Annotated in this window: 12 protein-coding genes and 2 pseudogenes; 9 read left to right on the top strand and 5 right to left on the bottom strand. The window is 60.2% G+C overall.

The annotated features are described in order from the left end of the window. The 6 genes and pseudogenes from BSG20_RS33585 to BSG20_RS33610 all read left to right on the top strand — a co-directional run. Nucleotides 1-459 (top strand): transposase (locus BSG20_RS33585; protein ID WP_143147600.1); only part of this gene is annotated, 459 nt, incomplete at its 5' end. Beyond that, the gene (locus BSG20_RS33590) at nt 459-803 is read left to right on the top strand and encodes a hypothetical protein (protein WP_072381349.1); all 345 of its coding nucleotides are present in this window, start codon (nt 459-461) and stop codon (nt 801-803) included. The genes BSG20_RS33585 and BSG20_RS33590, both read left to right, overlap by 1 nt. A gap of 13 nt (nt 804-816) precedes the next feature. Continuing rightward, nucleotides 817-1,248, top strand: a pseudogene (locus BSG20_RS33595) (RcgA family putative transporter); the annotation flags it as partial. Then, a pseudogene (locus BSG20_RS33600) lies at nt 1,238-2,262 on the top strand (RcgR family putative quorum lactone hydrolase). The pseudogenes BSG20_RS33595 and BSG20_RS33600, both read left to right, overlap by 11 nt. A 118-nt stretch (nt 2,263-2,380) precedes the next feature. After that, the gene (locus BSG20_RS33605) at nt 2,381-2,560 is read left to right on the top strand and encodes a hypothetical protein (RefSeq protein WP_072381346.1); all 180 of its coding nucleotides are present in this window, start codon (nt 2,381-2,383) and stop codon (nt 2,558-2,560) included. Then, nucleotides 2,557-3,174 carry a hypothetical protein gene (locus BSG20_RS33610; RefSeq protein WP_072381344.1) on the top strand — a complete coding sequence of 206 codons (618 nt, stop codon included), beginning with the start codon at nt 2,557-2,559 and terminating at the stop codon, nt 3,172-3,174. The genes BSG20_RS33605 and BSG20_RS33610 overlap by 4 nt, the downstream gene beginning before the upstream one ends. A gap of 21 nt (nt 3,175-3,195) precedes the next feature. Here the strand turns inward: BSG20_RS33610 and BSG20_RS33615 are convergent, their stop codons facing one another. The 4 genes from BSG20_RS33615 to traA are packed head-to-tail and all read right to left on the bottom strand — an operon-like array spanning nt 3,196 to nt 9,141. Further along, nucleotides 3,196-3,813, bottom strand: coding sequence for a TraH family protein (locus BSG20_RS33615; protein ID WP_072381342.1), 618 nt, complete (start codon nt 3,811-3,813; stop codon nt 3,196-3,198). Between the two features lie 15 nt (nt 3,814-3,828). Next, complete coding sequence (locus BSG20_RS33620; protein WP_072381340.1) at nt 3,829-4,995, bottom strand: conjugal transfer protein TraB; 1,167 nt, start codon at nt 4,993-4,995, stop codon at nt 3,829-3,831. Beyond that, nucleotides 4,985-5,551 (bottom strand): conjugative transfer signal peptidase TraF, encoded by a 567-nt coding sequence (traF, locus tag BSG20_RS33625; RefSeq protein WP_072381339.1) that lies wholly within the window; start codon nt 5,549-5,551, stop codon nt 4,985-4,987. The genes BSG20_RS33620 and traF overlap by 11 nt, the downstream gene beginning before the upstream one ends. After that, nucleotides 5,548-9,141 carry a Ti-type conjugative transfer relaxase TraA gene (gene traA, locus BSG20_RS33630; RefSeq protein WP_072381337.1) on the bottom strand — a complete coding sequence of 1,198 codons (3,594 nt, stop codon included), beginning with the start codon at nt 9,139-9,141 and terminating at the stop codon, nt 5,548-5,550. Before traA ends, traF begins: the two co-directional genes overlap by 4 nt. Nucleotides 9,142-9,394: 253 nt before the next feature. Between traA and traC the strand changes: the two genes are divergently transcribed. From traC to traG, 3 genes are read left to right on the top strand one after another with little or no spacing between them, the layout of a single operon-like run. Beyond that, nucleotides 9,395-9,667, top strand: coding sequence for a conjugal transfer protein TraC (gene traC / locus BSG20_RS33635; RefSeq protein ID WP_072381335.1), 273 nt, complete (start codon nt 9,395-9,397; stop codon nt 9,665-9,667). A gap of 4 nt (nt 9,668-9,671) precedes the next feature. Beyond that, the gene (traD, locus tag BSG20_RS33640; RefSeq protein ID WP_072381333.1) at nt 9,672-9,884 is read left to right on the top strand and encodes a conjugal transfer protein TraD; all 213 of its coding nucleotides are present in this window, start codon (nt 9,672-9,674) and stop codon (nt 9,882-9,884) included. After that, nucleotides 9,874-11,694: a Ti-type conjugative transfer system protein TraG gene (traG, locus tag BSG20_RS33645; RefSeq protein WP_244551844.1), complete on the top strand. Its 1,821-nt coding sequence runs from the start codon at nt 9,874-9,876 to the stop codon at nt 11,692-11,694. Before traD ends, traG begins: the two co-directional genes overlap by 11 nt. Here the strand turns inward: traG and BSG20_RS33650 are convergent. Next, nucleotides 11,589-11,854: transposase (locus BSG20_RS33650; RefSeq protein WP_177309923.1), on the bottom strand; the 266-nt coding region annotated here is incomplete at its 5' end. The genes traG and BSG20_RS33650 overlap by 106 nt on opposite strands.

Consider the following 11,854-nt stretch of genomic DNA (forward strand, 5'->3'; position numbering starts at 1 on the left):
CTGTGCTTCATGGGCCACGGGCTGATGGAAAACCGCCATGGCCTGCTGGTCGATGCCTATCTGACAGAGGCCAGCGGATATACTGAACGGGTAGCGGCGCTGCACATGATCGAGCCCTTCACTGAGCGGCCACAAGCGATCACGCTAGGTGCCGATAAGGCCTATGACACAAAGGACTTCGTCAAAGATCTGCGGTCGATGAAGGTGACGCCCCATGTGGCGCAGAACGTCAATGGTCGCCGCTCGGCCATTGATGGGCGCACGACGCGCCATTCCGGCTATGGGATCAGCTTACGCATCCGCAAGCGCATCGAGGAGGCGTTCGGTTGGATCAAAACCGTCGCCGGGCAGGGTAAGACGAAGTTCCGTGGCCGCGACCGCGTCGGATGGGCCTTCACCTTCGCGGCCGCCGCCTATGATCTGGTGCGGCTGCCGAAGCTCATGACGGAGACAGGCTGATGGCGAGAGTTTCTCCCTTCGCCAAGGCCTTCGCCGGTCGTTGGCGCATCGTCGAGATGGACAACTGGGACAACGACGTCCTCGATCTCGTCGAAGAGGCGCATCTGACATTCCAGGGCACGGCCGACGGCGAAATCGCGTTCGTCGCGCTCAAGGGCTTTCTCGATGTCCGCTACGGCGCACGCGATGGATCAGCCTGTGCGGAGTTCTCATGGGAGGGACAAGACGAGAGCGACCCGGTCTGTGGTCGCGGATGGGCAGCTCTCGGCTCCGCCGGACGACTTGCCGGGCACTTCTACGTCCACAACGGAGACGATTCAGGCTTCGTCTGCGAACGCGACTGACTTCTTCAACGGCCTGCTAGGCCTCCTGGTCGCGTTGTGCATGAAGGCTCAGAGCTCCTATCTGACATCGAACGCCAAAGACATCCTCGACTGGTTGATCGGGGATTTGTCTTCAGCGCTGGCTGGACGTGATGGTGCCTGCAATGGGTTCCACTATCGGATGCCTACCCATTACAGCAGCCTGCTCGTTGCACTTTCGACCATCGTTGTCTTTGTCTACGGTTCGATCTGCCTGCGAGCTATCGGCACGCGATTTCATGTTCCTCTCTGGAAGATGGCGGCGGTCGTGACATTGCTGTTTGCCACCTACCTGCTGGTTGACGCGTTCGTGGGATTCTCAATCGTTTTGGGCATCGGTGTGTTCGTCGCGTTGTTCAGCCTGGTTGATCCTGGCCTAGGCAGTCGGCGATCCAATGAAATAGGAAGCAGACAAATTGTATCTTAGCTGGCTTGATCGGTGGGATGAACAGCGGGCGCGACGCGGTGAGGACGGGAAGGAAACGACGAGTTTCATCCTTGAGGCAGACCGTGCCTTTCCAGGTGAGAGAATCGACAGTATCCGCGAATTTTGTGCCCGCGCAGATGAAGCTTCGATTGACCCAACGTTTTTCGATGAGCAGAACGGCGGCGATCAACGATTCGAAGTCCGAGAGCATTGGGTTAAGTTTCCATCGGATATTTCGACCGATGTCGCAGAGAACAATATCGTCTGGGCGAAAATCACCAAAAGTGGATCCCTCGACAAGGACTGGTGATCTTTCACCATTGGAACGCACGAGCTCGAAACGCTCAAATCGCCGGCTTCTTGTCACGGCGCGGCATCACAGTCATCGAGATCGCGATGCCATATCACTTCGAGCGTAACCGTCCCGGTTCATTGCACGCGGATTACATGCTGAGCGCCAACCTTGGTCGAACGATCCAAGCCGTAAGGCAGGCCGTATGTGATGGAGGAAAACTCATCCGCTGGCTGAAAAGTGAGGGCTATCGAGAAATCTCGGTCCTCGGCATGAGCCTCGGTTCCTGGGTCGCAGGATTGATTGCCGCACATGATCCGAACGTTTCGAAGGCTTCGCTGTTCCTGACGGGTGGAAGCCTTGCGGATATGGTTTGGACGGGTCGTGCAACACGATCTATCCGGAGAAGCCTCGAGTCAGAAATCGAGCTGGCCGATCTCAGGAGAGCATGGGGTCCATTCAATCTCGAAAACTACGCCCATCGTTTGGCGCGGCCGGATCTCGATATCCAGATAGTGCTGGCCAAGAGAGACACGGTTGTGATGCCGGAGCTGTCGGAGAGCCTGTTACGCAGTTTGAAGAACGCCGGCGGCCGACCGCAGGTCCTGAAACTAAACTGTGGCCACTATTCTCTCGGTAAGTTGCCATACATTTTGTACGCCGGCTTGAGCTTGAAACGGTTTTTGTCTTGGGTTGACCGAGCACCGGGCAGACGAAAGTGAACGTTTGCAGCGTGTCCGCGTTTCAATCTCGTGCTTGGTGCCACGCCGCATCCAGGTTTGCTCTTTTGCGGGAATCCTTGTAATAAACTACAAGAAATTGGCTCAGGAGGCCTCGACGATGACAGACATCCAGCTGGAGGCGCTCATCGCGCTCATGGAAAAGCGGGCTGAAGACGCCGCGAAGTCCCCAGACGATGCACGCCGTCATCTGATGGACGCCGGCATTGTGTCTGCTGACGGCAAACTTGCGCCAGAATATGCGCGCGACGACGACGCTGAGGACGCGGCTGCCGCTTGAGTTCCAATTATCCTGCATACGTTCTCGGCTACCACGGCTGCGACAAGGCCGTGGGCATGGCTGCGCTAACTGGCGCATCGCCCCTTCTTCCGAGCGAAAAGGCGTATGACTGGCTCGGTTCTGGGATCTACTTTTGGGAAAACGATCCCGAGCGTGCGCTCGAATGGGCGACGCTGAAAGCTGAATCTGGCGCTTATAAGGAGCCCTTTGTGCTCGGCGCGATTATCGATTTCGGCAACTGCCTGGACCTCATTACCCGCAAGTACGTCCCCCTGATCCAGACCAGCTATCGAATGCTGAAAAGTCAGATCGAAGCCACCGGCGGCAAAATGCCGGTGAATTCCGATGCCAAGGGTGACAAGAATTCCGACAAACTGGTTCGGAAGCTGGATTGCGCCGTTATCAATTACGTCCACGAGATCGCCAAGGAAGCCGCCCTTCAGGCATTCGACACAGTTCGAGGCCTGTTTCCCGAAGGCAATGAGATCTACGATGGCGCTCGCTTTCACGAGCGTACCCACACGCAGATCGCCGTTCGCAATGACGCATGTATCAAGGGCTTCTTCCTTCCGCGAGGCGAAACGCCAGCGCTCACTTCTCCGGTTTCGCCCTAGCGCTGACCCATCCGCAGCTCGTTATTTTTGTCCGCCGATCCTCGAAAGATCGATCCTCATTCCTGCCTCCGTAGCCTTATCCGGCTCGGCCGATTGTGAGGCATCTTCACTTTCCGTGGGAGGCGCCACGGGATCCGTAACTTCGGCAGGCTTTTTTGAGCGTGTGCCAAAGAAAGTCGGGCCACCAGGATCTGGGGCACGGAACACGTTGTCGCCCTCGAAGCTGCCCGTCTTCCAAGCGTAGATCGTATCGTCCACCAACTGCGGAAGAAGCTCTTTATTCGTCGGGCGGCCGTACCATTTGGTGACGATGCGGGCGACCTTTGCGAATATACCTGTCCCTGTTCGCAAATTCGCGCAGGCTTCGAACATGTCTGATTGAAGCTGCGATGCGTCGTCGACGCCAACACCCGCCGGAAACTGGGTGATGCCGACCCGTACTATGGCATGACCGACATAGTCTTTGAGCACACCCATGGCCTCGTCGGGCGAACGAGGTTTGGGGATGAGAACCAGCCGACCATCAGCCTTCACGGTGACGGCGAGTGGATCGTCGGAACCGACGGCCAAAATGAACTGTTCCACGATAGCGGGGGGAAGGCTTGGATCGGCGCATTTCGCAATGAGGGCAGCGTCCATGGTCTTTGCTCCAGATCAGGTGTTGAAAGACATCACGAGAGGTTTGTTGAACAGCCGCGCCCAAGCCTCGGCGCTGGCGCGCTGTATGCCGATGATTGCGGTCCCTTTGGTCCACCAGTCGTTTCCGACGGCGACGACTAGGTCTGGATCATGAAGCATCGACATCAGGACGGGCCAGATGATGAGTTGCTCGTAGCAAATGAGTGGGGCCACGCGCTGGCCGCCAACGAACACGACCGGATTAGCAAAGAAGTCCGCTCTGGCTCCGCCGCTCTTTCCGATCGGTGCCAACCAGGGCTGCCACATCGAGCCAGGCACTGGCATGCGTTGCCGATAGAGGATCTCACTTTCGGTGGCCGAGACGCGAACCAGCACATTGTTATAGCCTTCCGGATCGACGACCGCCGCGCCGGCGATGACGTTCAGATCAGTCCCGGTCAGCTGCTGCCGCCACAGGCGTTCGACCGACGGCGTCCAAAACCCGAGAGCGCTTTCAGGCAAGAGCACGTAGGCGGTGTCGGGCCGACGCCGTAAGCGAAGCGTTGCTACAAGGTCACTATGCCGAGCAAGACTGTTATCGCGACCAAGACTATTTCCGAGCTGCAGGTCGACGCCTTGCCAGCCCCGCCCTATGTCGGGAGCGGTCCAGAATGCGGCGGACCAGAGCCAGAAGCCTACGAGGGTTACGGCTGCAGCCGGTCGATAGCGCGTCGTCATGATCGCAAGGCCGGCTGCCACTGCCGCCAGTCCCGCCCAGCCCCATCCTGGAAAGAGAACGCCGGCCGCTGTGATTGGATGGGCCCAGCCGACAATGCCGAAGGGTGGAAGGGCCATGAGGACCATCGCGATCGTATATCGCAGGGCTTTCCACCCCCCGGATTGACGCGACCACAGCGCGGCGTGAACGAAAACGAAGCCGCTCGAGGCGGCAAGCCACAAGATCAGTCCCGGCCATATATCCGATTGATAGAAGGCAGCCACGCCTTGCGGCAAACCGCGCGACGCCACCAGAAAATAGGCGGCCGAAACGACACTTGCGGTTCGATGACTGCGTGCCATCGACCAGAGCGCGGGAAATGCGATCGCTGCGGGGAGCGCCAAGACTTGTCCGCTCCAGGCGATGTATCCAGCCGTGGCAGAAGCCAGACCGAGGGCAAGAGGCTGGAGCCAATCACGGCGCATAGGTGAGGACCTGCCTTGCAAGACCGAGGACACCGGAGACAGGGACCGGCCCGAAATATCGAGAGTCCCAGGATCCGGGAAATGGCGAGTGGAGGAACACGAAGCCGGCCGGAATCGTCCCTCCCACATACGGGCGCAACGGGCGCCCCTGGCCATCCTGAGAGACGAGGCTCGAGCTTGCGATCGGCCGCCCATCGACCGTGACATGGCTCGAGATCTCGATGTGCTGGCCGCCGACTGCAGCCACCGTTTTGATGAGAGGGCCAAAGCCGCCCGGGCACAGGCCCGAGCGAAGGTAGCCTCTCGCAAATCCCTCGGAAATAGCGTCGGTCATTGGGGGGCAGACGAACACCAGGTCGCCGACCTGAACAGGGCGATCGAGAGCTGCAACACGCCAGAGTCCGAGCGGCTCGCTGGGCGTGGTGTTGATTCGCAGGCCACCGATGGACCCACCGAAGATCACCGCAAAGGCAACGCCACATGACACCGCGAGGAGAGCGAGAGCCGGGCGCCTTTGACGCGCAGCGGCAGAGGTGGGGGAGATGAAAGACATCATTTCAGCGACAAACCTTTCGTTTGGGTCTGCCGCATGGCTTCCGCCTGTTTAAGCGCCACAGCTGTCCGTTCATGTGCAGCCAGTTGCTGAACGGTCCGGATCGTGTCCCAGGCCGATCGCAGCTCGTTCTTCTGGGCCGGCTGCATACCTGCGGACGCTGCCTCAAACGCCTTCCCGTCCGCTGTCTTTGCCGCAAGCGGAAGGAAGGTTCTTTCCCCAAAGCGCTCCGACACAGCCTTGGCAAAACCTTCAAGCTCGGCCTTCACCATTTTGTCCGCCAAAGCAAACTCAAGACCGGCAGGGATATCGTTTCGATCGATCGCATCACGCACGCGCTCGAGCACCTGCTTTGCGGATGCAGAGAGGGCAGGAATATCGAGCGAGAGCTTGGTGCGGACCGCGCGTTCCTCGTCCTCATAGCGGCTGGCCGCCTCCGCCCGTTTTGCAATGAAGCCCTGCAGGTCGCGGGCAAGGGCCGGTGCGTTGACAAGTGCTGTATCGCGAGCCTGCTTCTCGGCGCTCCCTGCAAAGAGACCGGTTTTCCCCTTCAGTACGCCGAAGCTTTCCGGCTGCTCGGCAATCCGCACAATCGTCGTTGCCGCTACCGTTCCGTTCGCCAGCATGGCGTCGACATTGATTGCCTTGAAGGCGGCTTGTGGATCCGCAAAGACGTGATGGAAGCGAGCGGAAACCTCCTGCCAGCTGTCCTTCAGGCCGGGGTCGGCCGAGAGCCTGTCTTCGACCGCCTGACCGATCGATCTGGGGAAGGTCGTCGTGCCTGAGACCATGGGTTTTGCCTCCTTTATTCCAGATGTTGTCGATACCGTCGATCTCGCTCCGCGAAGGCCGAGCTTTGCCGCGACGGCGGCAAGGCGCGCGCCAAGCTCGGCGAGTTTCGACGATTGACGGACGGTCCATTGCAGCTGGTCGTATGCGATGGTGCGGGCGACATTCATCAGATGGAGGCCACGCGCCTCCGCAAAGCGCAGCGCAGCGCGATAGTGCGAAGCTTCCTGATAGTCGAGCGTCGTTTCCTTTGATGCGGCACGCGAGAGCCGCTCATGGAGCCGGGCCATCGCCAGCTCCTCGATCGGCACGACTTTCCAGGAATTGCGGTCAGCTTCCGTGCCGTCGGGGAGCGTGACGCGCTGCGATCCGACATGTTTGAGGCCGATGCGATCGCCGATCCTGGCGTCCGAAGCATCCATCGCCCGCGCGAGATCGACACCCCAGACGGTTCGTTCCTGGCCATCCGAATAGCCGAGCGTCACATAGTAGCTTTTGCGACTGCCCGGCTTGTGCTCGTAGGGCGCTTCACCATGAGCCACCAGCACGCCGCCGCGCCGTTGCGCGAACTCTTCCAGCCCGACATAGAGCTCTGCCGTCTCGCGGTGGCGTGTCATGGCAACATAGGATAGGTGCCGGTCCAGCGTGCTCGACGCCAGCACCTTGACCCGATCAACGGTGGCGCCCTGGCTCTTGTGCACCGTGGTGGCGTAGCCGTGATCGACATTGGCGTAAAACCGCTGTTCGACCACGACCTGACGCCGGTCTTTGCCGTCGCCGATCTCAGCGACAATCCGCCCGGGCTGGGCATCGACGACACGTGCCAACATGCCGTTCTTGACGCCGAGCGAGCCCTCATTCTTCAGGAAGACGATCTGATCGCCGGCCGCAAACTGCCTGGTCCCGTCTTCCGTCTTGAACGCATGGCCGGCCTCGATCAGGCCACGCTCAACGAGCTTGCCGCGCGCCATCTCGTTCAACAGACGCACGTCAACACGGCGATGGGCGAGGATCAGGGTAGCCTTGGCCGGATCGTATTCATGGTCCCAGTCGGCGATCAGAGCAGTGACCGCCTCGTCCCTGGTCCAACCGGTCCGCACCAGATCCCGCTGAGCGTAAGCGTCGAGCGCGGCCGACACGTTTCCACGCGCCAGATCGAGGGAGGCATCGCGCATCCACTGTTCGCGCTGACGGTAGATTGTCTCGAGTTCCGCATAGCCGATCCGCTCTGAAATGGCCCGGAAGGCAGCGCCGGCTTCGATCGGCTGCAGCTGCTCGGGATCGCCGATCAAAACCAGCTTGGCACCCGACAAGGTTATCGCTTCGACGAAGCGCGCCATCTGCCGGGACGAGACCATTCCTGCCTCGTCGAGGACGAACACGGTCTTCTCATCAAGCCGGTCTCGCTCCTGATCCCATCGTAGTTCCCAGGCAGAAAGCGTGCGGGAGACAATCCCGGCTTCCTTCTCCAGACCTTCCGCGGCCTTGCCCGCAAGCGCGCCACCGACCACGCGATAGCCGGCGGCCTCCCACGCCTCACGCGCCGCCTTCATCATCGTCGTCTTGCCGGCGCCGGCGCGTCCGATCACAGCGGCGATGCGCTCCGGTCCGGCGACATGTTCGATCGCGATCTTCTGCTCATCCGACAGGCGGTCGTGGCGAGAAAAGACATCGCTCAGAACCGCTCGGCTGACGGAATGAGAGGATCGCTGCGACAGCCAGATCGCTTGATTTGCCATCTGCGCTTCAAGACGGATTAGCTCCCGCGTCGTGTATTTTGCCGGTGCCCGGATGCCGGTGACGAGATCCATGCGCTCACGGTCGAGCCGGAGCGTTTGCGGGCTTTGCAGAATCCGCGCCATCCGGTTCTGGAAGAGCGCAACGTCGTCGATATAGCGGTAGAGGACCTTGGCGATGTCGCGCTCGTCGAAGACGCTCTTCTCGCGGGTAATCAGGTCGAGCACGATCTCCGGATTGCGCTGGATCCGCCGGGCATTCTCGGCGCGCCGTTCTTCCTGCAGCTCCAACCGCTCGAGCGCGACCTTCTCTTCCCCCGACCCGGCTCCAGTGGCGCCCTTCCGTTCGATCGCCTTCGTTCCGACGCCGAGATGAATGGTTGGCGTCACCTCGATCCCTTGCTTCTCAAAGGACCGGCCGTCGATGCGAATGTCGAGACCGGCGAGTGCCAGATGCCGGTTCTGGCATGCGAACCAACCATCGCGAAATGTATTGAAATCGTCGGCGTCCCCGGCCCAAGGCTCATAGACGATCTTGCCGGCATCGTTACGCATGGGATTGCCGTCCGGTCCCAAAACAGCGACCTTTTTCGCGCCAAAACCATCCTCGGTTAGCGGCCGCAAGGTCGTCATCAGATGGATGTGCGGATTACCCGGAGGATCGTGAAACACCCAATCGGCGACCATGCCCTTGGCCGTGATGTGCCGCTCGACGAAATCGCGAACGAGGGCGATGTTCTGATCGGCGGAGAGCTCGATCGGCAGGGCGATGGTCACATCCTTGGCAAGCTGCGCATCACTCCGCTTTTCGAATGCCTCGACCTTGTTCCAGAAGGCTTCCGAGGCGCCGGAGACCGAACGATCGTCGATCATTTCCCGCAGCCATTCCGGTGCGTCTTCGGGAATGACGAACTCCTCATGCAGCAAGCCTTGCTTGCGGCTGTAGTCGATCGTTCGGGCTTCCCGCTCGAACTCCATCTTGGCGCAATGCCGGTAGGCCGCCGACAGCACAGCGCTGCGGCCGGATCCGCGAGCAACAATGCTGACTGAGAAATGCGGGACGGCCACGACGAAAACGAGCTCCTAAGATCGAACAAAATCAGACTGTTCGTCGGGAGCGGAGGGCCCCGCCAGGGCCCTTGAGCAGGGCGTCGCGTCAGCGACGTATAATTGCGCCCTTGGATCCGCTCCTTCGGAACGGCGGGATCATTCGCCAAAAGCTTGCGCTTTGGCGAGGTGCAACATTGCACCTTTCCAGCGGGAGAAAATTCGGGGCAGGGTTGGTCTTCATCGGACCATTAGCAACGGGGAAGCGACGCACATGAAGAAGCCAACTGCCAAAATCCGTGAAGAGATTGCTCGCTTGCAGGAGCAACTCAAGCAGGCCGAAACACGTGACGCCGAGCGCATCGGGCGCATCGCGCTACGTGCGGGGATCGGGGAGATCGAGATAGAAGAGGCTGATCTTCTGTCGGCATTCGAAGAGGTCGCCAGCCGGTTTCGCGGAGAAACGAAACCCGCTCAGGGGCGCAAGCCTGCGACCACGCCGCCGAACGGCACTGGCGAGGCTGCGTGCCAATCTGCTGAGGCTTGAGCGAATGCAAAAGATGACGGCGACCGAAGCCCGCAAGAAGGATGCGCGGGAAAAGATCGAGCTCGGCGGCCTGATCGTCAAGGCAGGCCTGCGCTTTGAGAAACGCACGCTCTTGCTAGGGCTGCTGATCGACGCCGGCGCGCGGATCACAGCTGACGAGGCGGAGCGCACTCGTTTGAGTGAACTCGGCGCAAAGGCATTCGCCGATGACGCCTAAGAGAATCCTTGTCGCCGCCATTCCAGCCGCGGCCATGCTGGCAATTGCGCTGAGCCTTCCCGGTATCGAACGGTGGCTCGCCGCATTCGGAACGACGGATCAGGCGAAGCTGATACTCGGGCGGATCGGGCTCGCACTGCCCTATGCCCTGGCCGGATCATGCGGCGTCATCTTCCTGTTCGGGACGAAGGGATCGATCAACATCAAGCCTGCTGGTTGGAGCGTTGCTACGGGCGGTCTTGCCGTCATCGTCGTCGCAGCGCTTCGCGAGGGATCGCGACTGTCGGGCTTCGCCGGCCAGGTGCCCGCTGGCAGGACGCTTCTGTCTTATGCCGACCCTTCGACCACCGCAGGAGTGGCCGCCACGTTCTTTGCTGTATTCTTCGCTTTGCGCGTCGCCAGAATGGGCAACGCTGCCTTTTCGCGAAGCGAGCCGAGACGCATCCGGGGCAAACGCGCCCTGTACGGAGAAGCGGATTGGATGACCATGCAAGATGCCGAAAAGCTATTTCCGGAAACAGGAGGCATCGTTATAGGCGAGCGATATCGTGTCGATCGCGACGATCCGGCCGCCTCGTCGTTTCGAGCCGGTGAGCCGACGAGTTGGGGAAGGGGAGGTTCCGCACCGCTATTGTGCTTCGATGGCTCGTTCGGCTCATCACATGGGATTGTTTTCTCCGGTTCAGGTGGTTTCAAGACGACCTCTGTCACGATCCCGACCGCGCTCAAATGGGGCGGCTCGCTCGTCGTGCTCGATCCGTCCAACGAGGTGGCGCCGATGGTGATGGAGCACCGGCGCAAGGCGGGCCGGCGCGTCATCGTCCTCGACCCGAGAAATTCAGGCTCCGGCTTTAACGCGCTCGACTGGATCGGCCGTCATGGAGGAACCAAGGAAGAGGACATCGCCGCCGTCGCTTCATGGATCATGAGCGACAGCGGTCGCGCGACCGGCGTCCGCGATGACTTTTTCCGTTCATCCGGTCTGCAGCTGCTGACCGCAATGATCGCCGACGTTTGTCTATCCGGGCATACGGATGCAAAGCACCAAACCTTGCGGCAGGTCCGGGCCAATCTGTCGGAGCCGGAGCCAAAGCTCCGTGCTCGCTTGCAGGAGATATACGACAATTCGGCGTCCGACTTCGTGAAGGAGAATGTCGCCGCATTCGTTAACATGACGCCAGAGACCTTCTCCGGCGTCTATGCCAATGCGATCAAGGAAACGCATTGGCTGAGCTACGCGAACTACGGAGCCCTGGTCTCCGGTTCCAGTTTCTCAACTGATGCGCTGGCCGATGGTGAAACCGACGTGTTCATCAATATCGACCTCAAGACTTTGGAGACGCATTCTGGCTTGGCGCGCGTCATCATCGGCTCCTTCCTCAACGCGATCTACAATCGCGACGGGGCGATCAAAGGCCGGGCACTATTCCTCCTCGATGAGGTCGCAAGGCTCGGCTACATGCGGGTGCTGGAGACGGCGCGCGACGCCGGCCGAAAATACGGCATCACGCTCACGATGATCTATCAGTCGATCGGCCAGCTGCGGGAAACCTATGGTGGGCGCGACGCGTCCAGCAAATGGTTCGAGAGCGTCAGCTGGATCTCGTTTGCCGCGATCAACGATCCGGAAACCGCTGACTACATCTCGCGCCGATGCGGCACGACGACGGTCGAGATCGACCAGGTCATACCAACGAGCGCTAATCAAAACCGGTGCGCCCAATCACGCATTCCAATCGACATGATCTTCCACGGCTGCGCGACCAGCTTGTTCCATGCGTCGCAGCAATGGGAAACGATGTCGTCGTAGTCTTTGAATATCCGGTTGGACAACCAGTTCTCCCTCATAAACTGCCACAGGCTCTCGACAGGGTTCAATTCGGGCGATCGCGGCGGCAGGTACAGCAGCGTGATGTTGTCGGGTACTTTGAGTTTCGGCGTGACGTGCCATCCAGCCTGATCAACGATCA

The sequence above is a fragment of the Rhizobium tibeticum genome (genome assembly GCF_900110205.1).
Lineage (GTDB): Bacteria > Pseudomonadota > Alphaproteobacteria > Rhizobiales > Rhizobiaceae > Rhizobium > Rhizobium tibeticum.